21 protein-coding genes are annotated in these 24547 nt (G+C 51.1%); 17 read left to right on the forward strand and 4 right to left on the reverse strand.

The genetic code is table 11. The annotated features are described in order from the left end of the window. Positions 1 to 2: 2 nt before the first annotated feature. The 9 genes from ACVX3G_RS06500 (at position 3) to ACVX3G_RS06540 (ending at position 9747) form a co-directional block, all read left to right on the forward strand. Complete coding sequence (locus ACVX3G_RS06500) at positions 3 to 1748, forward strand: ABC1 kinase family protein (RefSeq protein ID WP_014196547.1); 1746 nt, start codon at positions 3 to 5, stop codon at positions 1746 to 1748. Between the two features lie 16 nt (positions 1749 to 1764). Next, a complete protein-coding gene (locus tag ACVX3G_RS06505) occupies positions 1765 to 2091 on the forward strand; it encodes a hypothetical protein (RefSeq protein ID WP_011232249.1) in 327 nt (108 codons plus the stop codon). A gap of 27 nt (positions 2092 to 2118) precedes the next feature. After that, positions 2119 to 3225: a Zn-dependent alcohol dehydrogenase gene (locus tag ACVX3G_RS06510; protein ID WP_011232248.1), complete on the forward strand. Its 1107-nt coding sequence runs from the start codon at positions 2119 to 2121 to the stop codon at positions 3223 to 3225. 172 nt (positions 3226 to 3397) lie between these two features. Next, a complete protein-coding gene (locus ACVX3G_RS06515; RefSeq protein ID WP_025039285.1) occupies positions 3398 to 3826 on the forward strand; it encodes a hypothetical protein in 429 nt (142 codons plus the stop codon). A gap of 58 nt (positions 3827 to 3884) precedes the next feature. Then, complete coding sequence (locus ACVX3G_RS06520) at positions 3885 to 5375, forward strand: aldehyde dehydrogenase family protein (RefSeq protein WP_014196545.1); 1491 nt, start codon at positions 3885 to 3887, stop codon at positions 5373 to 5375. Between the two features lie 111 nt (positions 5376 to 5486). Next, entirely contained in the window at positions 5487 to 6395 is a 909-nt protein-coding gene (locus tag ACVX3G_RS06525; protein WP_011232245.1) for a R2-like ligand-binding oxidase, read from the forward strand. Between the two features lie 225 nt (positions 6396 to 6620). Continuing rightward, positions 6621 to 7226, forward strand: a complete 606-nt coding sequence (locus tag ACVX3G_RS06530; RefSeq protein WP_011232244.1) for a DUF6230 family protein — start codon at positions 6621 to 6623, stop codon at positions 7224 to 7226. Between the two features lie 217 nt (positions 7227 to 7443). Continuing rightward, the gene (locus tag ACVX3G_RS06535) at positions 7444 to 8586 is read left to right on the forward strand and encodes a DUF6114 domain-containing protein (RefSeq protein ID WP_020278084.1); all 1143 of its coding nucleotides are present in this window, start codon (positions 7444 to 7446) and stop codon (positions 8584 to 8586) included. Between the two features lie 12 nt (positions 8587 to 8598). Further along, on the forward strand, positions 8599 to 9747 hold the full coding sequence (locus ACVX3G_RS06540; RefSeq protein ID WP_011232242.1) for a hypothetical protein: 1149 nt from the start codon (positions 8599 to 8601) through the stop codon (positions 9745 to 9747). Between the two features lie 204 nt (positions 9748 to 9951). On the opposite strand, the gene ACVX3G_RS06545 is transcribed toward ACVX3G_RS06540, so the two are convergent. Beyond that, complete coding sequence (locus tag ACVX3G_RS06545) at positions 9952 to 11454, reverse strand: response regulator transcription factor (protein ID WP_011232241.1); 1503 nt, start codon at positions 11452 to 11454, stop codon at positions 9952 to 9954. A 307-nt stretch (positions 11455 to 11761) separates the two neighbouring features. Between ACVX3G_RS06545 and ACVX3G_RS06550 the strand changes: the two genes are divergently transcribed. The 6 genes from ACVX3G_RS06550 (at position 11762) to ACVX3G_RS06575 (ending at position 18722) form a co-directional block, all read left to right on the forward strand. Continuing rightward, positions 11762 to 12295 (forward strand): MogA/MoaB family molybdenum cofactor biosynthesis protein, encoded by a 534-nt coding sequence (locus ACVX3G_RS06550; protein ID WP_011232240.1) that lies wholly within the window; start codon positions 11762 to 11764, stop codon positions 12293 to 12295. Between the two features lie 628 nt (positions 12296 to 12923). Continuing rightward, positions 12924 to 13985 (forward strand): threonine aldolase family protein, encoded by a 1062-nt coding sequence (locus ACVX3G_RS06555; RefSeq protein WP_014196543.1) that lies wholly within the window; start codon positions 12924 to 12926, stop codon positions 13983 to 13985. Beyond that, positions 13975 to 15177: an MFS transporter gene (locus ACVX3G_RS06560; protein WP_011232237.1), complete on the forward strand. Its 1203-nt coding sequence runs from the start codon at positions 13975 to 13977 to the stop codon at positions 15175 to 15177. Before ACVX3G_RS06555 ends, ACVX3G_RS06560 begins: the two co-directional genes overlap by 11 nt. Then, a complete protein-coding gene (locus ACVX3G_RS06565; RefSeq protein WP_014196542.1) occupies positions 15174 to 16403 on the forward strand; it encodes an ATP-grasp domain-containing protein in 1230 nt (409 codons plus the stop codon). The genes ACVX3G_RS06560 and ACVX3G_RS06565 overlap by 4 nt, the downstream gene beginning before the upstream one ends. Beyond that, positions 16396 to 17592, forward strand: coding sequence for an ATP-grasp domain-containing protein (locus ACVX3G_RS06570; protein WP_011232235.1), 1197 nt, complete (start codon positions 16396 to 16398; stop codon positions 17590 to 17592). The genes ACVX3G_RS06565 and ACVX3G_RS06570 overlap by 8 nt, the downstream gene beginning before the upstream one ends. A 38-nt stretch (positions 17593 to 17630) precedes the next feature. After that, on the forward strand, positions 17631 to 18722 hold the full coding sequence (locus tag ACVX3G_RS06575; RefSeq protein WP_020278087.1) for an ArsR/SmtB family transcription factor: 1092 nt from the start codon (positions 17631 to 17633) through the stop codon (positions 18720 to 18722). Positions 18723 to 18765: 43 nt separating this feature from the next. On the opposite strand, the gene ACVX3G_RS06580 is transcribed toward ACVX3G_RS06575, so the two are convergent. Both ACVX3G_RS06580 and ACVX3G_RS06585 read right to left on the reverse strand, forming a co-directional pair. After that, positions 18766 to 20424 carry an acetate--CoA ligase gene (locus ACVX3G_RS06580; protein WP_014196540.1) on the reverse strand — a complete coding sequence of 553 codons (1659 nt, stop codon included), beginning with the start codon at positions 20422 to 20424 and terminating at the stop codon, positions 18766 to 18768. 303 nt (positions 20425 to 20727) lie between these two features. After that, positions 20728 to 21078, reverse strand: a complete 351-nt coding sequence (locus ACVX3G_RS06585) for a hypothetical protein (RefSeq protein WP_014196539.1) — start codon at positions 21076 to 21078, stop codon at positions 20728 to 20730. A 180-nt stretch (positions 21079 to 21258) separates the two neighbouring features. On the opposite strand from ACVX3G_RS06585, the gene ACVX3G_RS06590 reads away from it, so the two are divergent. Beyond that, on the forward strand, positions 21259 to 22479 hold the full coding sequence (locus ACVX3G_RS06590; RefSeq protein ID WP_014196538.1) for an argininosuccinate synthase: 1221 nt from the start codon (positions 21259 to 21261) through the stop codon (positions 22477 to 22479). A gap of 62 nt (positions 22480 to 22541) precedes the next feature. Beyond that, the gene (gene argH, locus ACVX3G_RS06595; protein ID WP_025039129.1) at positions 22542 to 23921 is read left to right on the forward strand and encodes an argininosuccinate lyase; all 1380 of its coding nucleotides are present in this window, start codon (positions 22542 to 22544) and stop codon (positions 23919 to 23921) included. Between the two features lie 86 nt (positions 23922 to 24007). Here the strand turns inward: argH and ACVX3G_RS06600 are convergent, their stop codons facing one another. Further along, on the reverse strand, positions 24008 to 24454 hold the full coding sequence (locus tag ACVX3G_RS06600; RefSeq protein ID WP_014196536.1) for a universal stress protein: 447 nt from the start codon (positions 24452 to 24454) through the stop codon (positions 24008 to 24010). Positions 24455 to 24547 lie beyond the last annotated feature (93 nt).

The following is a 24547-nucleotide window of genomic DNA, read 5'->3' on the forward strand; positions in this document are numbered from 1 at the left end:
GGTTGCACGCATCACTCGAAACGGCCAAGCCAAAACCAGCGCGCGACTTTGCGGCCATTGGCGCTGCCATTGAAGAGGAGCTGGCTGCCATTACGGCGGGAAAACGGCGGCGGAAAATCATCGCTGTGCTTGTCAAAAACGGGCTTGGCATGGTGCTGGGCGACGCCATTGCCCGCAAGCTGCGAGGGAACGAGGGAGACAAACAATATTTGCACCATATCGGCCGGAGGCTGCGCCTAGCGTTTGAGGAGCTCGGCCCGACGTTCATCAAGCTCGGGCAGGTGCTTGTCACAAGGCAAGACTTATTGCCAGAGCCGATTACGCTTGAGCTGGAGAAATTGCTTGACCGGGTGCCGCCCATTGAGTTTGCCAAAATCGAATACATTTTGGAGCGGGAGCTGCCTGACGGCTTGGAGACGTTTGAATGGATTGAGGAGGAGCCGCTTGGCTCGGCGTCGCTCGCTCAAGTGTACAAAGCGAAACTTAAAGACGGGCCGGTTGTCGCGGTCAAAGTCGTGCGCCCGACGGTCGAAAAACTGTTTCAAACCGATATCGCCATCATTAAAAAAATGGCCGCCCGCCTGCAAAAGCGGCTGCCGCCTGAACTGCAGGCCGCCCTTGACCTCGGGGGGCTCGTGCAAGATTATTACAGCAGCGCCATGGATGAGCTGGACATGACGGAAGAAGCAAGAAAAATGCAAGAAATGAAGCAAAAGTACGAAAGGAGGGCTGAACATGTCACGGTTCCGCACGTGTATGAAGCGACGAAAAGCGTCTTGATCATGGAATACATTGACGGCTGGCTCATTAAAGACTTCCCTGTCGATTTTCTCACCTTCGAAGAGCGGGTCAACATCATGATCGATCTTGTCCATCATTACGTGCAAACGATGCTCGACGGCCATTATCATGCGGATGCCCACGGTTCCAACATTATGATTGACAAGCGGACGAAAAAGGCGGTCATCATCGACTGGGGGATGACCGGGCGGATGGACAGCGTGATGGCGCAAATTTTGATGCGTGTCATTTTGCACATCCAGCTCAACCAGGCGGAAGACGCCGCCGAAGTGTTTATGGAACTGATGTCGCCCACCATTTACACCGATGTTGTCAAATTGAAAGATGAACTGCGGACGTTGACGTTAAACTATGTGTCCGCCCATCAAGGGAGCAGCCGCTACAACTACGGCCGCCTCGTCCTTGAAGCGACGGCGATCGGGCTCCGCAACTACTGCAAAGTCCCGAACGGCTTGGCGCTTTGGGCGAAAGGATTTTCCGCCACCGAAGGGACGGCGCGCTGGATTTGCCCGGAAATTTCGTACGGCGAAGTCGTTGAGGCGTATGAAATTCCAATTTTAAAAAGCATCCTCGGAAAGCGCTTTAATTTTCGCGCCAACGCGAGTCTTGTCGCTGAAACGGCGGAAATGATCGCCACCTTCCCGCGCCGGTTCAACAAAGTGTTGGAGACGATGGCCGAAAACAAATGGCGCATGACCGTGCAAGTCCAAACCGACCCGGTGACGCGCAATACGCTCAACCAAATCGCCAACCGTTTGGCGCTTTCCCTCATCGCGTTTGCCATCATTATGGCCACCGGGTTTATTGTCGCCAGCATCCCAGGCGGAACGTTTCTCGGCATGGAGAAAACGACGATCGCCAACATCGGGTTGGCCGTTTCTGTCATCTTGGTCGTTTCCCTTGGCTGGCGGCTGTTCCGGACGCGCAAACAGCGGCCGCGATTTTAAAGAGGGAGGAAGGAACATGCGCGAGGAACAAGAAGAGCTGACGATGTCAAAGCGCATCGAAGCGTTTTACCGGCAAAGCGGCGGGCCGGGAAGCCCGACGATCCGGCGGTTGCTCGATAAGCATTTGCTGTATGGGAAAGACCACGGCCTGCCGGGGAAAAAGGAAGAGTTTGAGGATGTCATCCGCGATGTGTTTTTGCAAGACCATTCGACCCGGCCGCTCGTCATCGGCCTTTTCAAGCTGAAAGAAACGCTCAAGCAGGAATGGGACGCCTATTTGGATGCATTGCGGGGCCGCGGCATCCGTGAAGAGGAAGCGGATATGGCCGGCAAGCGGGCGTAATGGGCGGATGGAAAAGGAGGGAACGACATGGCAAAAGCCGCAGTATTGCACCGCTACGGGGAGCCGCTGTCAATCGAAGAACTGGATTTGGCAAGCCCCAAGCGCGGGGAGGTCAAAGTGAAAATGAAAGCGGCGGGCCTTTGCCATAGCGATTGGCATGTGGTTCAAGGGCAATTGCCGCTCCCGCTTCCCATTGTGCTCGGCCACGAAGGAGCGGGCATTGTCGAGGAAGTCGGGGAAGGGGTGACAAGTGTCAAACAAGGCGACCATGTGGTGCTCAATTGGGTGCCGTCATGCGGGACGTGCAGCTATTGCCGCACCGGGCGGCCCGATCTATGCGAGGAGGCGGCTCGGCTGATGGCGACCGGCACGCTGCCGGATGGGACGACGCGCTTTTCGCTGCATGGAAAACCCGTCTATCAATTTTTAACCGCCGGCGCGTTCAGCGAGTACACCATCGTGCCGGAGCAGGCAGCCATCCCGATTCGCCGTGATGTGCCGTTTGAGTTGGCGGCATTGATCAGCTGCAGCGTCATGACCGGGGTGGGCGCCGCCATTCATACAGCGCAAGTGCGCCCGGGCAGCACAGTCGCTGTGATTGGCGCCGGCGGCGTCGGCTTCAACATCATCCAAGGAGCGGCGCTCGCCGGGGCCAAACAAATTATCGCCGTCGACATTGTCGAGGAAAAATTGGCGATGACGAAAACGTTCGGGGCGACGCACACCGTAAACGCCCGCGAGGACGATGCCGTCAGCGCCGTGCTCGACTTGACCGACGGCATCGGCGTCGACTATGCGTTTGAAGCGATCGGCCGCCCGGAGACGATGGCCGACGCATACAACATGACGCGAAAAGCGGGAACGACGGTCATCGTCGGCATCGCCGCGCCGCATGAAGCGGTGGAGATCAACGCCTTTTCGCTGCCGTCCCAATCCAAAGCGTTGACCGGTTCTTGGCTTGGCCAAGGCAATCCGCCGATTGACTACCCGAAGCTGCTTGATTTGTACGCGGCGGGCAAGCTGAAGCTCGAACCGCTCATCAGCGCCGTCTATTCGCTCGATCAAATCAACGACGGATTCGCCGCCTTAAAGAGCGGGCAAAACATTCGCGGCATCATTCGCTTTGAAGAATGAGACGACAAGCCGCCCCGCGTGCGTTTGGGTGAACAAACAAGAGAAGCCGTTGGGCGGTCGGAAAGAGGGCGTTCCATCTGCCCTTGGACGAAAACGGGAAGGCCGGTGTTTGGGCGGGCAAACAAGGGGATCGAAAAAAACGTGGAACGATCGAGACGAGAGGGGGATTGACATGCCGGTGTTTCAAAGCGAGCAGGAGCTGTATGACGTTCTCGGCCGCTTTTTTGAACGCGTGGCCGAAACGGAAGAGTCAAAAGAATTGATTGCGGCGACGGAGCTAGGACCTGGATATGACGCGTTTGTCCAATACATTTTCCATAAGCCGGAAGCGAAAATTACGTGGACGCATGAAAATGGGAAATTGAAAATTGTCTGCGGCGAAACAGCGCTGCGCCCGGAGCTCATTTTTGAGCAGACGGCGGATGTCGGGCATAAGTTTTGGCTTGGGAAGCTCGACTTGCAGCAGGCGCTCGCCCGCCAGCAAATCAAAGTGCAAGGCCCGCTTGTGAACGCCTTGAAAGTATTGCCGCAGCTTGACGCCATTTACCCGGCGTACCGCGACTATTTGCAGGAAATCGGGCGGAGCGATTTATTGCCGTAGCTTGGTTTCAAGATCCGATCAATCGGGAACGTGGAGCGATGGAAAGGAGGAGATGACAATGATTTCGGCGCAAACGACGGAAGCCGATTTATGGATTGATGGAGAATGGCGGCCGGCTGCCAGCGGCGAACGGTTTGACGTCATCGACCCGGCGACGGGCGAAGTGACGGCCCGCGTCGCCAACGCTGGCGAGGACGATGTTGACGCGGCGGTCGCCATCGCCGAAGAGGCGTTTTCGGATCGGCGCTGGCTGGCCATTTCCCCGCTTGAGCGCGGACGCATCTTGCGCCGCATCGCTGAACTGATCCGCCAGCATCATTGCGAGCTGGCGCAGCTCATGACGCGGGAAAACGGCATGCCGATCAATCTAGCGTTGTTTATTGAAATTCCGCTCGCCGCCGACTGCTTCGACTTTTTCGCCTCGCTTGTCGTCAAGCCGCAAGGGGAGGTGCTGCCGTTTTCCGTCGCCGGCTCGGCGCCGGATTATATGGCGTGGACGATGAAGGAGCCGATCGGGGTGGCTGGGCTCATCACCCCGTGGAACTTTCCGCTTTTGATGCCGACGTGGAAAATCGCCCCAGCGCTGGCGGCGGGCTGTACGATGGTGGTAAAACCGGCGCCGGAAACGCCGCTGACGGCGTTGAAGCTTGCTGAGATTTGCCATGAGGCCGGCGTGCCGGAAGGCGTCATCAACGTCCTGCCTGGACTCGATGAGGCCGGAAAAGCGCTCGTCCGCCATCCGCGCGTGCCGAAAATCGCCTTTACCGGCGAAACGGAAACCGGGCGCCACATCTTGCAGGCGGCCGCTCCCCACATTAAGCGGGTGACGCTCGAGCTTGGCGGCAAGTCGCCGAACATCATCTTTGCCGATGCCGATCTCGAACAGGCGGCGAAAAGCGCGCTGTTTGGCGTGTTCTACAACTCCGGGCAAGTATGCCAAGCGGGAAGCCGCATTTTAGTGGAGCGGACGGTGTACGAACCGTTTGTCGAGCGGTTGGCTGAGCGGGCGAAAAAGCTGAAAGTCGGCCCCGGGACGAACCCGCGCAGCGACCTTGGCCCCGTCATCAGCCGGGAGCAATACGAGAAAGTGTTGCGCTACATTGAGATCGGCAAGCAGGAAGGAGCGCGGCTTGCGGCCGGGGGAAGGGCTTTGGACGGGGGTGGCGGCGGCTATTTCATCGAACCGACGGTGTTTGCCGATGTATCGCCATCGATGCGTATCGCCTGTGAAGAAATTTTCGGCCCGGTGGCGGCAGTCATTCCGTTTGCCGATGAGGAAGAAGCCGTCCGCATCGCCAACGGGACGATGTACGGCTTGGCGGCCGCCGTGTGGACGAACGACATCAAGCGGGCGCTCCGTCTTGCCCGGCGGGTGAAAAGCGGAACGGTGTGGCTCAACACGTACCAAGTGCTGTCACCGACCGCGCCGTTTGGCGGGTACAAGCAAAGCGGACTCGGGAGAGAGCTTGGTATGCAGGCGCTTGATGCTTATCTCGAGACGAAAACGGTTATTTGCGACTTGAATGACCGGCCGATGACGTTGTTTTAACAGGCGGGGAAGGCGCTCTTTTGTGGAGGGAACACGTGCCTCCTTTCAGAGGACATTCGGTGAAAGATGAACCGATTCCAGCGCAGCGGAACGATAGAAGGAGGGAATAGGATGGTCCATCATGACGGTTTTCAAACGGTGAAAGCGACGATCGATTGGGAACATCCGATGTTTAAGTTGTATGAAAAAGCGAAACGAAACGGGAAATGGAATCCGGCTGACATCGACTTCAGCCAAGATCAGAAAGATTTTGCCAGCTTGACGAGCGAAGAAAAAATTTCCGCGCTCCCGCTTGTCGCCGGTTTCTCCGCCGGCGAAGAGGCGGTGACGCTCGACATTTTGCCGATGGCGCACGCCCTCGCGCGCCAAGGGCGTCTGGAGGATGTCTTGTTTTTGACGACGTTTATGCACGACGAGGCGAAACACGTCGAGATGTTCTCCCGCTGGCAGCAAGCTGTCGGCATCGGACAAATGGACTTGTCCGTCTTCCATAACGACCATTACAAACGCATCTTTTACGAAGCGCTGCCGGAAGCGATGAACCGGCTGTATGCCGACGATTCGCCGGAAGCGGTCATCCGCGCCGCCACCGTCTACAACATGATCGTCGAAGGGACGCTCGCCGAATCAGGCTATTACACGTTCCGGCAAATTTACAAAAAAGCCGGGCTGTTCCCGGGCCTTTTGCAAGGAATCGATTACTTGAACATGGACGAAGGGCGGCACATTCAGTTCGGCATCTACACGATCCAGCGGATCGTCAACGAAGACGAGCGGTATTACGAACTGTTTATCCGATACATGGATGAATTATGGCCGCACGTCATCGGCTATGTCGACTACTTGACCGAGCTCGGCAAACGCCAGCAGCAGCTCGCCCGCACGTATGCGCTTGAGATCGACTATGATTTGCTTCGCCATTATGTCATCAAACAGTTCAACCTCCGCAAAAAGCAAATCAGCCGCACGAAGCGCGTCGATGTCGTTGAGGGGCTTGAAAAAACGGCTGCTGAGTCATGAACGAACGGGCGGGCTCTGCCCGCCTGCATGTAAAAAAGCGGGAAAGAAAATATTTTCACAAACACCTTTGTGGCTGAGCGTGAAAAGAGCTGCAAGGAGGCGCGGTGATGGCAGCATGACGGCAAGCTCTGCTGCTGCCTTCAAGGGGAGCAAGGTATTTATTTTGGGGGGAATAGGGATGAATCAAAGCTTGTCGGATGAAGGCACACAAAGGGGGAATGAAAAATGGGGAGCTTGTTTGCGGTCAATCCGAAACGATTTGCGATTGCGGGGGGAGCTGGGTTCCTCGCCGTCATCGCCTTGGTTGCCATGCTTCTTCTGTCGGGAACGGCGTTTGCGGCGTTTCCGCTTTCAGGAGTCGGGGGATTTACGATCAGCGCTGATAAAATTACGGGAACCGGGTTTAAACTGTATCCCGCCATCGGTGAAACCGAACAAAGAGGGGCTTGGGGACAGGCCGCCGTCGACTTGGCGTCGGCGAACATCACCAATTTGGTGCTGACGAAAAACATCAACACCGAATCGGCGCTTGGCGCTTACGGCATTAAAAGCATTGACGTTGTCGTCACTGGCGGCAATGTGAGCGGGCAAAATTTAAAATTGCGCGTCACCGGCATTCAAGCGGACAGCACATCATTTGCCGGCTTGGAAACGCAAGAGCATAAAACCGACAATCCGCTCAATGTCATCGATTTGAGCGCGCCAAGCTTGACTCTTGACAAACCGAGCTTGAACACGCATTACATGTCGGCTGGGTCGATCACGATTCCAAGCATGAAGCTGAAAGTGATCGCCAACATGAAAGACGGAAGCCGTGTCGGCGATTTTTAATTCGGTCTGATCATCATTTAGATGGGAGAGGTTCATCTCCTATTCCTCCCAAAATGAATCGGATGGTCTGGCATCTTGTTTCCTTCTGTCAAGGACTGCGTCAACCGTTGAGTCAGAGGGGTGACGAAAAGAGGAAGGGATGGCGGAGTGTTCAGCTTGCCCGCCGCCGTCACTCGCCAAATGGAAAGATGAAAAACGGATAAAGGGAGGCAAGACTATGAGAAAAACGTTCGAGATGGTGCAAATCGCGGTCATTGGTGCGCTCACGGGGGCGTTTATTGGCGGAATCGTGCTCCAAGGAGGGATGGATGGAGCGCTGTGGGGGGGATCGGCGCTGGCGGCTATTCTTGCGGCGCTCGTTTGGCCGCTTCTCGACCGCCCAACTGCTTTGATGCGAGCAAAATATGGAGCGGCGGCTTTTTTGCCCGGCATGCTTGTTGGCGGGAGTCAATGGCTGTCGATCGGGGTTGTTGGGGCAGCGGTGGGAGGGGCGGCGAGCAGCGTGCTGGCTGCTTTTTTTGTCTCGCGTCTCATCATGCGCCACGAAGAGCAGGGCCGTTATATTCGCACACGTTTTCATTATGTCTGGCTGTTTTCTGGCGGATCTCTCGCGACGTTTTTCGCTTTAAACGCCTTGTTTGTCGCTGAGAGGGCGGCGCCGTGGCAAACATGGGCGCGATCGATTCCGATGGCCGTTCAATCATCTATCGTTCTTGCCTTCGTGTTGCTTGGATATATGATTTGCATCGGCTGGAAAAAGAGAAAGACCGAGACATGGCGGCAAGCGCGGTCGGCTGCCCGTCGGGCGGGGGGAGCGCTGCTGGTTGGAGGGCTGCTGCTTATCGCCGCCGCTTCGATGTTCCATTACGACTTTTTGTCTGTTCACGATGCAGCCCGCTTTGTGGGGCCGCTGTTGTCGTATGCCTTAGGCTGGATACTGCCGTGCGCCGTCGGGTTTTTGTTTGCCGCCAACCGACATCGTCCTGTGTTAGGATCGGTGCTCGTAATGATTGGTGCAATATTCGTCTTGATCGTCGGCATCAGTGTGTTTCCGATGTTGCTGCTTCCCGGAAGCGGGCTCATGTGGGCTGGGCTGGTGACGGGGCTGGTCATGATCGTTTTGGCTATTTTAAGCATGATCAAACCGCAAAGCCATGTCACCATCGGTAGCTTTCTTATTCTCGCTTCCATTCTGTCTTTCGTTGGTGCGGCAGGAGGCTTGATCATCGGAGGAATCATCGGGCTTTTAGGAGGAGCGCTTGTAGTCGGATGGAGCGGGAAGCAGACAGAAAAACAAGAGGGCCATTCTTCACCCCCCGCCTCGCCGCTCCCGCCGCATTCGCCAACAATGACAGGGTAAAGGAGGAACTGAATGAAATCCTTCAAATGGCTGAAACCGTCGCTTCTTGCATTGATGCTTCTTCTCTGCCTGCCGCTTGGCGGTTCGCGTTCGCTCGCCGCAGGGGAGGAACAAGGATTTGTCATTCATGCTGATAAAGTCGTCGGCATCTTCGATTTGGGGGGCATCATTCTTGGGTCGCCGAAAGTGATCGTCGGCAAGCTTCCAATTGCCTTCATCCAAGCGGACATCAGCGGATTGTCAATGGAACGAGCCATCGACACGCCGCAAGGAACAATCGTGCTGTCGATTCGATCGGAAGGAACGGCGAGCGCTACTTGGATGAAGCTTGATGTGACGAAATTGAAGTTCGGGGGCCTTTGCTTGGATGGATTTCCGCTTAAGCAGTGTTTGAGGGACGTCACATTGGTGGCGACGAAGATGACGGCCTCCCGCCTCTCCATCCCTGGCATGTCGCTGTCGGCTTCATCTTCTGGCGCCGCTTTGGCGCCAGCGGAGCAAAGCGCGCTTGAACAAACCGATCTCGCGCAAGAAGCGGAACGGCTCGTCTGGCAGCTGGATGAACAAAAGCAAGGCGACAACAGCGCCGCCCGCATGGTCGAGACGCTGCAAGCAGACGTCCCGGCGTTGGCAAAGCGCGTCAAGGCTAGAGCAGCTGAATGGCAGGCGTTCGCCGAAAAGCTGGACGCTGTTTCGGCTTCCCTCCAACAGCTTGAGCAAGTCATGGCGGGCGGACGAACAGCTGAAAGCGTAGAAAGAGCACAATATGAAGAAATCACGGTTCGCCTGCAGGAGTGGAACGAAATGATCGATCAACAAACGGCTGCCCTTCGACAAGATATCGAGAAATGGAAAGAACAAGACGCTCTATGGAAGAACGCAGTTTCGTATGCAACAGAAACGTTGAAGCTTGGAGAACAATCAAAAGCGATGAATCTTCTTTCGGCTTTGCGTTCGTCGCTTGATAGCGTCAAACAACAACTTGACAAGCTGGAAACGGATGAAGCAGTTTGGCGCAAAACGGCGAACGAGCTTGAACAGCGGCTGAATGCAGTGGCTGAATGGTTGAAGTCCAAACCGGCTGCCGAAGCGAACAGCACGGATGGACGTTCTCAGCCCCCGCTTCCTTCGCCGGGAGCAGATGAGGAAGGAAAACGGTAAAGACATAGAAGGTTGGTAATGATAGAAAAGAAATGCTCTTCTTGAACTGCAAAACGATACAACGCTTTTTTCATCTCAAAGCGACAAGTTCGCGCAATGGTGGTTTTTTCACCGACCTTATAGGAAACGAGGGGCAAGGCGTTTGGCTCCTTGCCCTGTTGGTGTAGACCGATTTCAGCAAGAAGCGCTCATGCCGCCGCTGTGTTAAATGATTCCGTCGCGAATCGCTTTGACGATGGCTTCTGTCCTGTTTTTGGCGTTCATTTTTTGCAAAATGGCGGACACGTAATCGCGCACCGTGTATTCGCTCAAATGAAGCCGTTTCGCCGCTTCGTACGTCGATGCTCCTTCGGCGACGAGCTTCAGCACTTCGATTTCCCGCGGCGATAAATGCGGCGTCGGCTGAACGAGATCGGAACGCCCTCCGCTGCATTTGGCCAAAATCTCCCCCGCGCTTTGTCCGAATTTCATCACTGCCGTGTAAAGATCATTGGACAATTGAAAGGACGTCTTCGGCCCGCAATCCAAAATGGCGGCGCCGATAAGCCGATTTTCCGACGGCGCGTAAATGGGAGCGATGACGATCGATTCCAGTTGAAACTGCTTGACGTATTTCATCGGCAATCCTTGCGCCGCATGGCGGACATAAATGGGCGGCACGTTCGTCATCTGGCGGCCGAGCAGCTGCAGCCGTTGGATGTATTGCTTAATGAACGGAAGGCTGTCGATGTGTTCGTGAATGCTTTTGATGTCATGATTGTCCAGCTGATAGCCGTACAGTCCGAATCCGCTTTCATGAGTGCTTGAATAGGCGAACAGGGCACATCGTTCAAATGGCAAGTAAGCGACAAATCCGGTTGAAATGTACTCGATCGCTTCGTTCAGCGATTTGGCCCGCATAATCCATTGGTCAAACAACAAGACGGCGTCTTTCCAAAGCTGCTGCTCTTTTGTGCGGATGGCAGCCTTCCGGGCGGCATGAAACTGTTCGAGGGTGTGAAGAAGAAACGGGGTGACGAGCCGATCTTCCCCTTCCGCGCAAACGAGCAACAGATCGCCCCCCCATGGGAGCGGAATCAATCGCGTTCCACTCGCATCGATGCAGGAAAGAATACGTTCACATAAAGCGAAAATCGTTTCTCCATACATCGGTTCTTCTGTGAGCGCATCGGCCGCGCTTCCATGCCATTTGGCGACGATGAATCCGCCATCAGCTGTCCTTGCCAGCTGGGCGATCCATGCGATCGGCAGTTGCTTGGATGAAACGATTTGCGAAAGAAACTGCTCAAAATCGAATTCGGGGCAGCCAGACGCATTGACGGACTCAAGAAGTTTGGAAAAAACGTACTGAACGGCTTGATGAACGCGAAATTCTACAACACCGTCCGATTGGATGGCTTCGTGAACCGCGTTTTCCATCATCGATAAAATGGAGGTGAACTGGTTGGGCGACAGCTCGCCGTTTCGTTTTTCCCACTCGCGGCGAAATGACGCCAGCCATTCATCGATATCATTCATAGGATCAAGCCATTGCGAAGAGAACACGTCAACGGCAAGCCGCAAAGGATGGGCGGCAGCGTGCTGCTTGTCCTCTAGCTCGACGCATTTGTCCAGCCAAGCGGAGAAAATGTCGTCGCGGTGCTTCCGAATCATCTCCCATCCTTCTTTCAAAATGGCTTCTAATCGGATTGACAAGCGCAAGTCCATTCGTTTTCCCTCCTTAAGTTTTTTTCTTGTTTTTGTCCAACCGATATCATTGCTTCCGTTTCGGGTATCGATCGTTCCATACAATTGGGCGTCATGGGCGTCGGATGTTGGTTGATGCCGGGAGAGAAAAACGAGTGCAAAGATGTTGGGAACAAGAGAAACCGGTTGCGGAAAGTCCTATGATCATCGTGGTGATATATATTAATAATATTATAACAATTCTGCCTATTATGATACAAATGGTTTGCGAACCGTATTTGCGTTGTGTACGATAAGAGATAAAGAAACGAAAGGGGATCATAAACGGATGAGCACGACCGAACATAAACAAGAAGCCCCCAAAACCGTCCGTTGCAAAGTCATCACCGTCAGCGACACGAGAACGGAGGAAACCGACCAAAGCGGCCGGCTGATGATCGAGCTGCTCACGGAAGCCGGGCATGAGGTCGTCGGCTATGAGATCGTGAAAGACGAAGCGGACGCCATTCGCGAGGCAGTGCTTGACGGCTGCCGCCGCCTTGATGTTGATGCGGTGCTCACGAACGGCGGCACCGGCATCGCCAAGCGCGACGTGACGATCGAAACGGTCGGTGCGCTGCTTGAGAAAGAACTCGTCGGCTTTGGCGAGCTGTTCCGCTTCCTAAGCTACACCGAAGACATCGGCCCGGCCGCCATGCTGTCGCGCGCCGTCGCCGGCGTGGCAATGGACACCGCCGTCTTTTGCACTCCCGGCTCCACCGGCGCTGTGCGCCTCGCGATGACGAAGCTCATTTTGCCGGAGTTGGGGCATGTGGTGAGAGAGATTCGGAAGGATAGGGAGAAGCAGCGAAAGACGCTTTGACGAAAGGAGAGGATGAGCGGAAATGGGGGGGGCTGACCTAAAAGGTTGTTTTTTCTTAAACAAAACACAACACATCGTTTCTTCAAGATTGTTTTACGCCTACATATAGTTAAGAAAGGGTGTCCCGATCCTTTTGGGACACCCTCCTCTTTGTTTTTTTGTATATTTTACCAAATGGAAGAAAATCCCGATTCTGTTCACCCCTGATTTGCGCCACCAAGGACAATTGCTTGTCCCTAGCGGCTTTTTTGAGAAGATTGTGGGCAGCACAAATCAGCCCTTTTCACTCGTCAAGCCTTGATTGACTTTTCCCTTTCTTGATTGCGCAGGATGAACCGCTGGATTTTTCCGCTCGGCGTTTTCGGCAGTTCGGCGACAAATTCGACTTCGTGTCCTTATGCATCCTACGATTTAGCTTCTTTACAAAGACAGCAAATATTCATCTAATTACCATTTGTCCTCACGTGTAGAGGTTGGAGATTTTCTCAAAACCCCCTGTGTTTTGGTGAAGAGCCGAACACATCTTTTTTATTAATGTTGACAAAAAAATAAATTAATAGTAACATTAATTACGTAATTACGTAATTACGTAATTACGTAATTACGTAATTTTAGGGAGGTGCATTCGATGATTGATTTGAGAAGCGATACATTGACCTTGCCTACAGAGGAAATGAGAAATGTTATTGCCAATGCCTTGGTAGGTGATGATTGTTATGGAGAGGACAGCAGTGTTATTGAATTGGAAGAATATTGCAAACAATTGTTTCATGTGGAGGATGCTCTGTTTGTTCCGACAGGTACAATGGCTAATCAATTGGCTATAAAGTCACAAGTAACGGAAGGGAATGAAGTGATTACAGAAACAAACTATCATATAAACTTTTACGAAAGTGCTTCGATTGCCATGTTAAGTAGAGTCGTTTTGCATACATGCAGAACAGCCGATGGGATCCTAAGAGTCGAACATGTTGAGGAGTTAATTCATTCTAAACCTAGAGGTCCTTTTTACGCTCACCCTCAATTAGTTTCCATTGAGAACACCATTAATTATTATCAAGGGAAAATATTCCCTCTGAAAGTAATTGAGCAACTATATGGGTTTACGAGAGAGAAGAATATATCTTTACATATGGATGGAGCAAGGTTGTTTAATGCACACGTAGCAACGAACATTCCATTAAGGGACTATGCAAAATTTGTGGATTCACTTAGTGTATGTTTTGCAAAAGGACTTGGTGCTCCATTTGGGTCGATGCTTATGGGAAGAAAAGAAGTGATCAGCAAAGCTAGGATTTACAGAAAACAATTTGGAGCCGGGTTTCATCAAATAGGTATGTATGCAGCTGCGGCACTGCATGCTTTAAAACATCATATATCCCATTTGCGTACAGACCATCTGCTTACTAAAAAATTAGCAATGATGTTATCGAAAATAGATGGGCTGTATGTTGATCCTCATGCTGTTGAAACAAATATGATCTTTTTTCATGTGAATAACTTTCATATAAGTTCATTTGAGTTTGTCGATAGGTGCAAGAAAAAAGGCTTGCTTTTATTTCCTTGGTTACCTGATGAAGTAAGGATTGTGGTTAGTAGAAATGTTAATGAAAAAGATATAGATGAAGCAGCTAATATTATTGAAGCAGTATGCAAAGAGTTGACGAGAGGGGTCATGTATGTTTCTTAAGGTTAATGAGGGAATTTTGACGTTTGGCATCAGGGTTTTCAATTCCGTTGGTTTTTTTGTGTATGTTCCGTTGCTTTCTTTATGGCTAGTTAAAATGAAAGATCTGGATATTACGGAAACCAGTTTGGCAGTGGCGGCATTTACGTTTGTATCAAAGGCGGGTAATGTGCTGGTTGGGGGGGTTGTCAACAAGTTTGGGATCAAAAACAGTCTTATCGTTGGTCTATGGGGATCCGCTTTGTTGCTAACAATATTAACGATCATTCATTCTTATACATTGATATTCGTGATCGTGTTGCTATTGGGGATATCGATCTCGCTTTACAATGTAAGTTTGAAAACACATATTTCCTTATTAGAGGAAAATGAGAGGCTGCAGGCTTTTGCGTTATTAAACATCGCTGTCAACGTCGGTGCTTCTATTGGGCCTTTTCTAGGTGGATGGTTATTGGACTGGAATTCTTTTGGTATCATCATTGCGGCGATTGTTTGTTATGTTTTGGCCGGGGGGGTTTCGTTGCTATTACCTCGCATCACCATTGAGGATGCAGAGAAGGGAATCAATATCGTACAATTCGTTAAAAACAGCAGATCGGACCCGCATTTCTTTATCTTTATAAGATTTATTGCTTTTTCAGGGTTATTTTGGTTTTTGTACACACAACTATTTACAACTTTTCCTGTTGTCGTTTCTCAACATTTTTCTGGAAAAACGATAGGGTTGTTTTTTACGGTGAATGCGATGACGATTATTGTTCTTCAAGGTTTCTATCCAAAAATACAGCCGAAATGGAAAATGGAGTATTGGTACGCGCTGGCCTTAATGCTCATCACTGCATCTTATTTCTTGCTATGGATTTCACATCATTTTTGGATCATCTTTGTTAGCGTGATCTTGTTCAGCATGGCTGAAATCATTTGGGTTCCTACGATTGATCATCAGATTGTAGAAAAAAAGGGGATGTTAAGCTCTTCATGGGCCTTCGGAATATCAGGGGTGCTTTGGGGAATGTGGGAGTCTATCGGTGGATTCGTTGGTTTGAATTTATATCAGTACGTTGGACATCAAACCTTTTTCTATTTGACCATGATAGGCATTGTGATTTTTATTGGCTATATGTTTCAGCTGCCATATAGAAAAATGTCTTTCTTCACGAATAAAAATCAAGTAGAGAGAAAGGACTGGCGATGATGCACTTGTTATTTGTCGAGACGAATACAACAGGTACCGGTACGAAGGCGATGAAAATCGCTAAACAACTAGGTTATAAAATCCATTTTTGGACGATGGACTTAGAACAATACAACGCAATGACAGATGACCATCCGCTGAACTTCGCTGATCAAGTCGTCATCATCAATACGTATGATACGGATCGAATGAAAGAAGAACTGGCACGCTCTGAGGTGAAATTTGCCGGAATCCTCGCTTTTGATGATTATCACTTGATTCCAGTTGCTGAATTAGCGAGTTATTTGGGAGTGAGGAGTCACGATATCGAAGCATTGAAAAGGGCCCGTTATAAACATATAACGAGAACTTATCTAGAAAGTCAACATTTTAGAGAGTTTTTGCAACCTGCTTTCCATATCATCCATCATCCTGACGAAATCATAAATTTGGAGATCTCGTTTCCCTGTGTCATCAAACCTGTAGATGATAGTGGAAGTAATGGGGTGACGATTTGTCAAAATCGTCGTGATTTAGAACTGTCCCTGCGCCACGAATGGCAAAGACAGCGTAATGAACGCGGATATGAACTGGCAAGGAAATGGCTGATTGAAGAATGGATTGAAGGACAAGAATTTTCAGCCGAGATGTTATACACAGTTGATGGATGGAAATTAATATCCGTTACGAAAAAAGAAACGTACGGTCCTCATGCCGTTGAATGTGGACATGTAACGGGTCCGAAACTAAATCCTTTTTCCGGTTTAGAAGAAAGATGCAAAAAACTGCTGGACCTATTGGGATTAAACTATGGAGCGGCGCACATAGAATTTTTTGTTCGCGGAAACAACTTATATTTGGTTGAAGTCAATCCTAGACTGGCTGGTGACTGCATCCCCGAATTAGTAGAATTCGCTGCAGGGGTGGATATGGTTAGGCATGTTGTTTTACAATCAATCGGGACATATGAAGAGGTAACGATCACTAGACAACGCTATGCCGCCATTAAGTTTATCCTGCCTGTTGAGCAGGGGATATATCAAACGGTTAGGGGAATGGAGGAAGCGCAAAAAGTAGCTGGAGTAAAAAGAATAAGTATAGGGAAGTTGCCGTTTAAGGCGAATGGAATTAAAAGCAGCTACCAAAGGTTAGGGTTTGTCATGGCAGAAGGCGATAGTATGGAAAACGCGATCTCCTCGACACAAGAGGCGATGGATCGATTGGAATGGGGGATTGTACATGAATAAATACATTGTTATTTTAGGGGCAAGCCGTTATGGAGCGGAAGCAGCATTTCAATGTGGACTCAAACCCATTATTGTCGCGGATCGGTACTCAAGCATTGATAAGGAAATAGCGCAGTTGGCCGAAGTTGTATTTTATGTTCGTGACATTGCAGAGAAAACAGAGGTGTTTTGTACTGTTGAGAAAATCATGAGTTTATATCAAACAGTGGAGCTCGTCGTAAGCTTTACAGAATTAGGGCTAGAGACGGCTGCTTATATTAGTGAAAGGTTGCAATTGCCAACGAATTCGCTCGAAACGGTCGTGAATACGAGGAATAAAGGATTGATGCGCCAGATTTTGCGGAAGGATCCGGAATTACGATTAGACGTTGTGAGTGGCAAGGTATCTGTTCTTCCTAAACAGTTTCCATATTCAAGACCGGCCATCATCAAGCCGCTTGACGGATTTGGAAGCAAAGAGGTTGATTATATTTCCAATCAACAGGAGTGGGAAAAATGGTTAAAGAGAAATCAAGATCATCCTCACGAGTGGATCTTGGAGCCGTATATTAAAGGCCCGGAATATAGTGTGGAGACGGTATCTTGGAGAGGAACCCATTTCATTTTAGGAATAACCGAAAAACAAACAACCGGAAAACCTCACTTTATAGAGACTGGGCATATTGTGCCGGCGAGACTGGAACAACAGAAAGTCAAACGAATCGAACAAGTGGTGATGAAAGCGTTGCATTTGTTGAATGTCCAATATGGACCGGGGCATATTGAGATTAAATGGGATGTGGAAGAAGATAGACCAGTGGTGATTGAAATGCATACGAGACCGGGGGGGGATTTTATCCCTTATTTACATCAATTAGCGTCTGGTTTCAACCAGTATGAGTTAGGAATTTTATCTTATATGAACCAAATGCCGCCCGATGTAAAACCGATTTATAAAAAAGCAAGCCTTGTCAAGTTCTTTATGTTTCCAGAGGGCATGTTGCGACAAATCTCTCTTGACACAGAAGTCAATCGAGAATATATCCGAGATTGGGCCATCTACTATCAAGTAGGGGATCATATAAAGAAAACGGTGGACTCTTATACGCGCTCCGGTCATGTGATTGTTTGTTCGTCGACAGTTGAAGAATGCCAGCGGTTATGCGACAATTTTGTTGATCAGTTGAAGTATCAAATTGTTCATGAATAAAAACAGAAAGTATGGGATGTCGAATGGCTGTATACACAATGGAAGAAGTGAACCATTATTGTAAAGTAGAACTATCCACCTCTTCTTTATTTGAAATGATGGCGTGTTTAAGGAAGTGTTACATTTCATCGGGAAAAATGGATGGTGAACCTCATTTCCCGGTTGCTCGTTTTGAGCAGTTTTTTCGGGAACATGAATCGTTGCTGAAAAAATTTTACGGTCGGTATGAGTATGGGGCACAGCTCGCAGAATTTTTGGTCGATTTGCCTGCTCCTCATACCTTTTCTCAACTCATGGCATATATCGACCGTGTGTCCCAGTATGAGTTTTTGTATTATTTATTCGGTCGTTACTTGTCTGAAAAGGAGATCGAGATTTGTCTAACGCAAACCGCTTCCCCGTTTGATGAAATTCGCTCGAAAATCACGTCGTTGGGCGGATTTGTGAATGCCGAACAGCTTGAATTCGCGCAGAACTATGAGCAATATTTGCAGGAACTGACCTATCTTTGGGAACATTTTTATCAGCAATGCTACGTCCATATTGAGCCAATCCTGTCCCCTCTTTGGGATCAGGCGAATGAGCGATTGAGAGCGGAACTCAACCAGTCGGGGATTGAGAAAATGGTTCGAAAACTATTGTACGATTACCCAATCCCAGAACAGTTTCCGACGAAAGAGACGAAGTTGATCAAACTGTATCCCTCGTATTTTGTGTCACCGAAATTTATTTTGGTTTGGGGGCTCGGTGAACTTCATATTATTTATGATATAAGGCATTATATAAACGGGAAAGAGCTTTCCTTGAGCGGAAATCGGATGGAGATCCGATATGATGAGGAGCAGATTCAGTATGTTGCCGATATTGCCAAATCATTGTCTGAAATCGTTCGGATGAAAATATTGTCATTTATTGCGAATGAAGAAAACATGAAGTCGCAGGAGATGGCCGATCAGTTAAATATTACGGTTGCTACCGTTTCACGGCATTTAAATCTCCTGAAGCAATCCAATCTGATCATTGAGCGGAAAGAAAACGGTTATCACCTCTATGAGATCAACGAAAAGGAAGTGAAGAACTATTGCTCCGTTTTAAAGAAGATCTTGGGCATCGGAAACGATGAGCCATAACGGCCAAGAGGATGCTCCGTTGCCGGGGCATCCTCTTTATGGGTTAGGCTTTTTTCTGCTTTTCCCTTTCTTGATTGCGCAGGATGAACCGCTGGATTTTTCCGCTTGGCGTTTTCGGCAGTTCGGCGACAAATTCGACTTCGCGCGGGTATTCATGCTTGGATAAGCGCGTTTTGACGAACAAGGACAGCTCGTCGGCCAGCTCGTCCGACGGCGCAAAGCCTTCTCTGAGCACGACAAACGCTTTGACGATTTCCCCTTTGACGGGATCCGGCTTCCCGACGGCGGCTGCTTCGACGACAGCCGGATGCTCAAGGAGGCAGCTTTCGATTTCGAAAGGCCCGATGCGGTAGCCGGCGCTCGAGATGATGTCGTCCGCCCGTCCTTGGAACCAGAAATACCCGTCTTCGTCTTTTGTCGCCAAATCGCCGGTCAAAAACCACTTGCCGACGAGCCGCTCGGCGGTTTTTTCAGGGTCTTTCCAATACCCCTTAAAGACGTTCGGGATCGAGTCGGTGTTAAAGGCAATTTGTCCGACCTCGCCGTCGGCGACTGGGGTTCCATTCTCATCGAGCAGGGCCACGTCAAAGCCCGGCAGCGGCCATCCCATCGAGCCTGGCCGGATTTCCATCTCGGCGGCGTTGAAGTTTCCGATCAGCATCAACGTTTCCGACAAGCCATAATGGTCGTGGATCGTAACGCCCACGTGCTCTTGGAAAAAGCGGATGACTTCCGGATTGAGCGGTTCGCCCGCTGAGCTCATGGCGCGCACGTTCAGTTGATAGCGGCGAATGACGTCCGCGCCGGCCGCCGCCATCGCCCGATACGCGGTCGGGGCGTACGCGAAATTGGTCACCCGGTATTTTTCCATCAAGGAATAGCACGTTTCCGGCTTAAACGGCCCTTCGTAAAAGACGATCGGCACGCCAAAGGCCATCGGCGCAAAGGTGCAAAAGACGAGCCCGTACGCCCAGCCCGGATCCGCCCCGCCGAAAAAGACATCGTCATCGCGCAGGCCAATCGCATAGCGCATATACGGATAAATGTTGATGAGCACGTTGTGCGGCCACATGGCGCCTTTTGGCATCCCGGTCGAGCCGGACGTATACTGAATCGCGAGCAGATCGTCGACCGTCGTTTCTTCGATCGAGTGCTCAGTCGGTATCGATGAAAGCGTTTCCCAAAATGGCTGGTCTTGATCATGAGACGATCCGTCAATGACAAAAATGTGCTCCAATGTCGGCATGTTGTCCCGCGGCGGCAGTTTGGCGCGCTGTTCCTTGTTCGTCAAGAGGACTTTCGCCTCGGAATGATTGATGCGATATTCAATCGCCTGCGGGCCAAACGCGGTAAAGAGCGGCACATACACGGCGCCGACTTTCCAAGCCGCCAAAATGTAGACGACAAGGGCCGGGTTTTTCGGCATCAGCGCGCAGACGCGATCCCCTTTTTTCACGCCCAGCTTGCGGAACACGTTCGCCATTTGGTTCGACCAATCGCGCAATTGCCGATAGGTGATCGTTTTTTGCTCTCCTAAAGCGTTTTCATAAAACAGCGCAATGCGGTTCGGATCCTCGGCATACCGGTCGCATACTTCGTGGGCGGCGTTGAACCGGCTGCGCGGATCGCCGTCGTAGTGGGCGAATGCCTGATCCCAAGAAAACGATTGAATGATAGAAGCGGGTGATAGATGGTTGGCCATGTCTGATCCCTCCGTTGTGTGAAAAGGAGTCAAATCAATAATAATTGAAATAAAAATAAAATTCAATATATTTTTGGCGGATAATAAATGGAAATCGTTTGAGAAAGGGGATAGAATGAAAAAAGAGGAGCTCTCCAGCTTGAGTGCTCCTCTTCAATCGCCAAGAAAGCTTTCGTTTGCGACAGCGTATCCTTTGTCATCGCAACGGAATCCGCCGCATCAATCCTCGATCTTCTCGTCAAAATTGTTGCGGCCGCATGGTTTGTCTGCCGTCTTCAAAAAGGGGACAAGCGGCATCGGCGCTCATTTGTTATGGGGTGTTATGGTTTTTCGACCCGCTTTTTTCCGTGTCGGCGATGAAACGGATGGAGCAATGCGATACCAAATCCATAAATCGTTGACGATCGAAGCGAGCTCGGCGATGTCAGCATTGAGCTGGCACGAGCGCGCAAAATCCGCTTCTTGGCCGAGCGCGTCTTGTTTTTCGTTGATTTCCCGCTCCAGTTCGGCGATGCGGTCGGGGATCAAGCCGCGGATCGTTTCCCATTCCAGTAAAATCGCCTCTTGTTCGTTTGGGCTGTAGTCCTCCCAAGGCTTGTCCAGATGCGGCAGGCGGATGCCGAGCCGTTTGTCGTCGATGAAGATGCCGTTCATTCTTGCCGCCTCCTTTTTTTCTATTATACGAAACATTTCCGCATATCGGTGAGGAATTTTTATTCTTTTTGTTGAATAAGTATTGAAAAATCACGGGAAAGCTGATAAAGTGATAATGTATTAAATTTGAATATTTATTTATGTTTAAGTATATTTATGTGACAGGAGAGGAGAACGACCATGGCAAATCCGAAATTGGTGCTGGCATACTCTGGCGGTTTAGATACATCAGTCGCGATCAAGTGGCTCCAGGAGCGCGGATATGATGTGATCGCGTGCTGCTTGGACCTTGGCGAAGGGAAAGACCTCGATTTCGTGAAAGAAAAAGCGCTCAAAGTCGGCGCGATGAAATCGTACGTGATCGACGTCAAAGACGAGTTTGCGAACGAGTATGCACTCATCGCCTTGCAGGCGAACGCGTTGTACGAAGGGAAATATCCGCTCGTTTCGGCGCTGTCGCGTCCGCTCATCGCGAAAAAACTCGTTGAAATCGCCGAGCTTGAAGGCGCGGTGGCGGTGGCCCACGGCTGCACGGGGAAAGGGAACGACCAAGTGCGCTTTGAAGTGTCGATCAAAGCGCTCAATCCAGATTTGGACGTGATCGCCCCGGTGCGCGAGTGGAGCTGGTCGCGCGAGGAAGAAATCGAATACGCGAAACAGCACGGCATTCCAATTCCGGTTGACCTTGACAGCCCGTTTTCCATCGACCAAAACTTGTGGGGACGAAGCAACGAGTGCGGCATTTTGGAAGACCCATGGGCGGCGCCGCCGGAAGAGGCGTATGAGCTGACGGCTTCGCTTGAGAACGCGCCGGATGTGCCGGATGTCATCGAGATCGGCTTTGAACAAGGCGTGCCGGTGACGTTAAACGGGAAGGCGTATCCGCTTGCGCAATTGATTTTGGAGCTGAATGCGTTGGCCGGCAAGCATGGCGTCGGCCGCATCGACCACGTCGAAAACCGCCTTGTCGGCATCAAGTCGCGCGAAGTGTACGAATGCCCGGGGGCGATCACGCTCATTAAAGCGCATAAAGAGCTCGAAGACTTGACATTGGTGAGAGAAGTCGCCCATTTCAAACCGATCATCGAACAAAAAATCGCCGAAGTCATTTACAACGGTCTTTGGTTCTCACCGCTGAAAGACGCGTTGGTCGCGTTTTTGAAAGAAACGCAGAAAAACGTCACCGGCGTCGTGCGCGTGAAGCTGTTTAAAGGCCATGCGATCGTCGAAGGGCGCAAATCGCCGTTCTCGCTCTATGATGAAAAATTGGCAACATACACGTCCGAAGATGAATTTGACCATCAAGCGGCGGTCGGATTCATTTCGCTGTACGGCCTGCCGACGAAAGTCAACAGCATCGTGAACAAGCAAAACAAGGCGTCGGTGCCGACCGGCCAATGAAGGAAAATGAAGGGAACTTCATGAAAGGAAGGAGGAAGTCGCATTCCTCTGCGGCGAGATTCGTGAAAAAGCTTTGGGGCGGACGGTTTACGAAAACAGCGGAAGAATGGGTCGACGAGTTTGGCGCGTCGATCCCATTCGACCAAGAGCTCGTTGAAGAAGACATTGAAGGCAGCCTTGCCCATGTGACGATGCTTGGCGAATGCGGCATCCTGCCTGAAGGCGATGTAGAGCAGATCAAAGGCGGGCTCATCCGCCTGTTGGAAAAGGCGAAGCAAGGGGAGCTCGAATTTTCCATTGCCTACGAGGACATTCATTTAAACATTGAAAAAATGCTCATCGACGACATCGGACCGGTCGGCGGCAAGCTGCACACTGGACGGAGCCGGAACGACCAAGTGGCGACCGATATGCATCTATACTTGCGCAAGCGGGTTGAAGAGATTCTCGGCCTCATCCGCGGGCTGCAGCGGGCGCTTGTCGCTCAAGCCGAAAAGCATGTCGAAACGATCATGCCCGGATATACGCATTTGCAGCGGGCGCAACCGATTTCGTTCGCCCACCATCTGCTGGCTTATTTTTGGATGCTCGAGCGCGACTATGAGCGGTTTTCCGAGTCGCAAAAGCGCATCAACCGCTCGCCGCTCGGCGCCGGGGCGCTCGCCGGGACGACGTTTCCGATCGACCGGCATCGGACGGCGGAGCTTTTGGGCTTTGCCGATATTTACGAAAACAGCCTCGATGCGGTGAGCGACCGCGACTTCATCATCGAGTTTTTAAGCAACAGTTCAATGCTCATGATGCACCTGTCGCGGTTGGCCGAGGAGTTGATTCTTTGGTCAAGCCAAGAGTTCCAGTTCATTGAGCTGGATGATGCGTTTGCGACCGGCAGCAGCATCATGCCGCAAAAGAAAAACCCGGACATGGCCGAACTCATCCGCGGCAAAACCGGCCGCGTGTACGGCCACTTGATGGCGCTCCTCACGGTGATGAAAGGGCTGCCGCTTGCTTACAATAAAGATATGCAAGAAGATAAAGAAGGCATGTTTGATACAGTAAAGACGGTCATTGGGTCGCTGAAAATTTTCACCGGTATGATTGAGACGATGAACGTGCGCACGGACGTGATGGAGCGGGCGACGAAGCAGGACTTTTCCAACGCGACCGAGCTTGCCGATTACTTGGCGGCAAAAGGCATGCCGTTCCGCGAGGCGCATGAGGTCGTCGGCAAGCTCGTGCTGCTTTGCATTGAGAAAGGCGTCTTTTTGGCCGACTTGCCGCTTGACGTGTATAAGGAGGCGTCGCCGCTCTTTGACGCAGACATTTATGACGCCTTGAACCCGCGCACGGCCGTCAACCGCCGCAACAGCGCCGGCGGCACCGGTTTTGCCGAAGTGCGGGCGGCGCTTGAAAAAGCGAAAGAAAAGCTAAACACCCCGTAACGGCGGGGTGTTCTTTTTTGACCGTCACATGTTTTCGCATCGGACAAGGAAGTTTTTCGGTCCATCTGCTTCATGTGACGAAGACATTATTCTTTCGGCGTCCTTACAACGAGCACATCGCATTTCGCATGGCGGACGATGTTTTCGGAAACGCTGCCGATCAAGAGCCGTTCGACAGCGTTTAAACCGGTCGCCCCGCAAACGATGAGATCGGCTTTGTATTTCGGAGCGACGTCTTTGGCGATTTTCACTTTCGGCGAGCCGAATTCGACCGCGATGTCCACATCGTCGAGCCCGGCGGCGATGGCTTCGTTTTTATACCGTTCCAGAAGTTCGTTCGCATATTGCTCCGACCGTTCGGCGAGGGCGTAATCGTGCGCTTCAACGGTCGTAAAGCCGCGCAAGTCAATGATGTGGGTCAAAATGAGTTTCGCTCCGTTGCGCTTGGCGATTTGAACCGCTTTTTTGAACGCCCATTCCGCCTCCTTCGAGCCATCGACAGCGACGACGATCGTTTGGTAGGTCATGGTCATGTTCTCCCCTCCCTTTGGTGAAAAATGCTATCTCTATATATGGTATACCCATCGCCCTTTGACGAGAAACTAGGCCATATATTGAGATTTTGT

This window comes from Geobacillus sp. PLS 41, from assembly GCF_056494105.1.

What these genes read in the sequence shown, in the direction of transcription:
- ACVX3G_RS06540 (WP_011232242.1), top strand. Translation starts at nt 8,599, where the DNA reads ATGAAATCCTTCAAATGGCTGAAACCGTCGCTTCTTGCATTGATGCTT.
- ACVX3G_RS06570 (WP_011232235.1), top strand. Translation starts at nt 16,396, where the DNA reads ATGAATAAATACATTGTTATTTTAGGGGCAAGCCGTTATGGAGCGGAA.
- ACVX3G_RS06575 (WP_020278087.1), top strand. Translation starts at nt 17,631, where the DNA reads ATGGAAGAAGTGAACCATTATTGTAAAGTAGAACTATCCACCTCTTCT.
- ACVX3G_RS06545 (WP_011232241.1), bottom strand. Translation starts at nt 11,454, where the DNA reads ATGGACTTGCGCTTGTCAATCCGATTAGAAGCCATTTTGAAAGAAGGA.
- ACVX3G_RS06525 (WP_011232245.1), top strand. Translation starts at nt 5,487, where the DNA reads ATGGTCCATCATGACGGTTTTCAAACGGTGAAAGCGACGATCGATTGG.
- ACVX3G_RS06560 (WP_011232237.1), top strand. Translation starts at nt 13,975, where the DNA reads ATGTTTCTTAAGGTTAATGAGGGAATTTTGACGTTTGGCATCAGGGTT.
- ACVX3G_RS06585 (WP_014196539.1), bottom strand. Translation starts at nt 21,078, where the DNA reads ATGAACGGCATCTTCATCGACGACAAACGGCTCGGCATCCGCCTGCCG.
- ACVX3G_RS06555 (WP_014196543.1), top strand. Translation starts at nt 12,924, where the DNA reads ATGATTGATTTGAGAAGCGATACATTGACCTTGCCTACAGAGGAAATG.
- ACVX3G_RS06590 (WP_014196538.1), top strand. Translation starts at nt 21,259, where the DNA reads ATGGCAAATCCGAAATTGGTGCTGGCATACTCTGGCGGTTTAGATACA.
- ACVX3G_RS06565 (WP_014196542.1), top strand. Translation starts at nt 15,174, where the DNA reads ATGATGCACTTGTTATTTGTCGAGACGAATACAACAGGTACCGGTACG.
- ACVX3G_RS06520 (WP_014196545.1), top strand. Translation starts at nt 3,885, where the DNA reads ATGATTTCGGCGCAAACGACGGAAGCCGATTTATGGATTGATGGAGAA.
- ACVX3G_RS06535 (WP_020278084.1), top strand. Translation starts at nt 7,444, where the DNA reads ATGAGAAAAACGTTCGAGATGGTGCAAATCGCGGTCATTGGTGCGCTC.
- ACVX3G_RS06515 (WP_025039285.1), top strand. Translation starts at nt 3,398, where the DNA reads ATGCCGGTGTTTCAAAGCGAGCAGGAGCTGTATGACGTTCTCGGCCGC.
- ACVX3G_RS06600 (WP_014196536.1), bottom strand. Translation starts at nt 24,454, where the DNA reads ATGACCATGACCTACCAAACGATCGTCGTCGCTGTCGATGGCTCGAAG.
- ACVX3G_RS06530 (WP_011232244.1), top strand. Translation starts at nt 6,621, where the DNA reads ATGGGGAGCTTGTTTGCGGTCAATCCGAAACGATTTGCGATTGCGGGG.
- ACVX3G_RS06550 (WP_011232240.1), top strand. Translation starts at nt 11,762, where the DNA reads ATGAGCACGACCGAACATAAACAAGAAGCCCCCAAAACCGTCCGTTGC.
- ACVX3G_RS06580 (WP_014196540.1), bottom strand. Translation starts at nt 20,424, where the DNA reads ATGGCCAACCATCTATCACCCGCTTCTATCATTCAATCGTTTTCTTGG.
- ACVX3G_RS06510 (WP_011232248.1), top strand. Translation starts at nt 2,119, where the DNA reads ATGGCAAAAGCCGCAGTATTGCACCGCTACGGGGAGCCGCTGTCAATC.
- ACVX3G_RS06505 (WP_011232249.1), top strand. Translation starts at nt 1,765, where the DNA reads ATGCGCGAGGAACAAGAAGAGCTGACGATGTCAAAGCGCATCGAAGCG.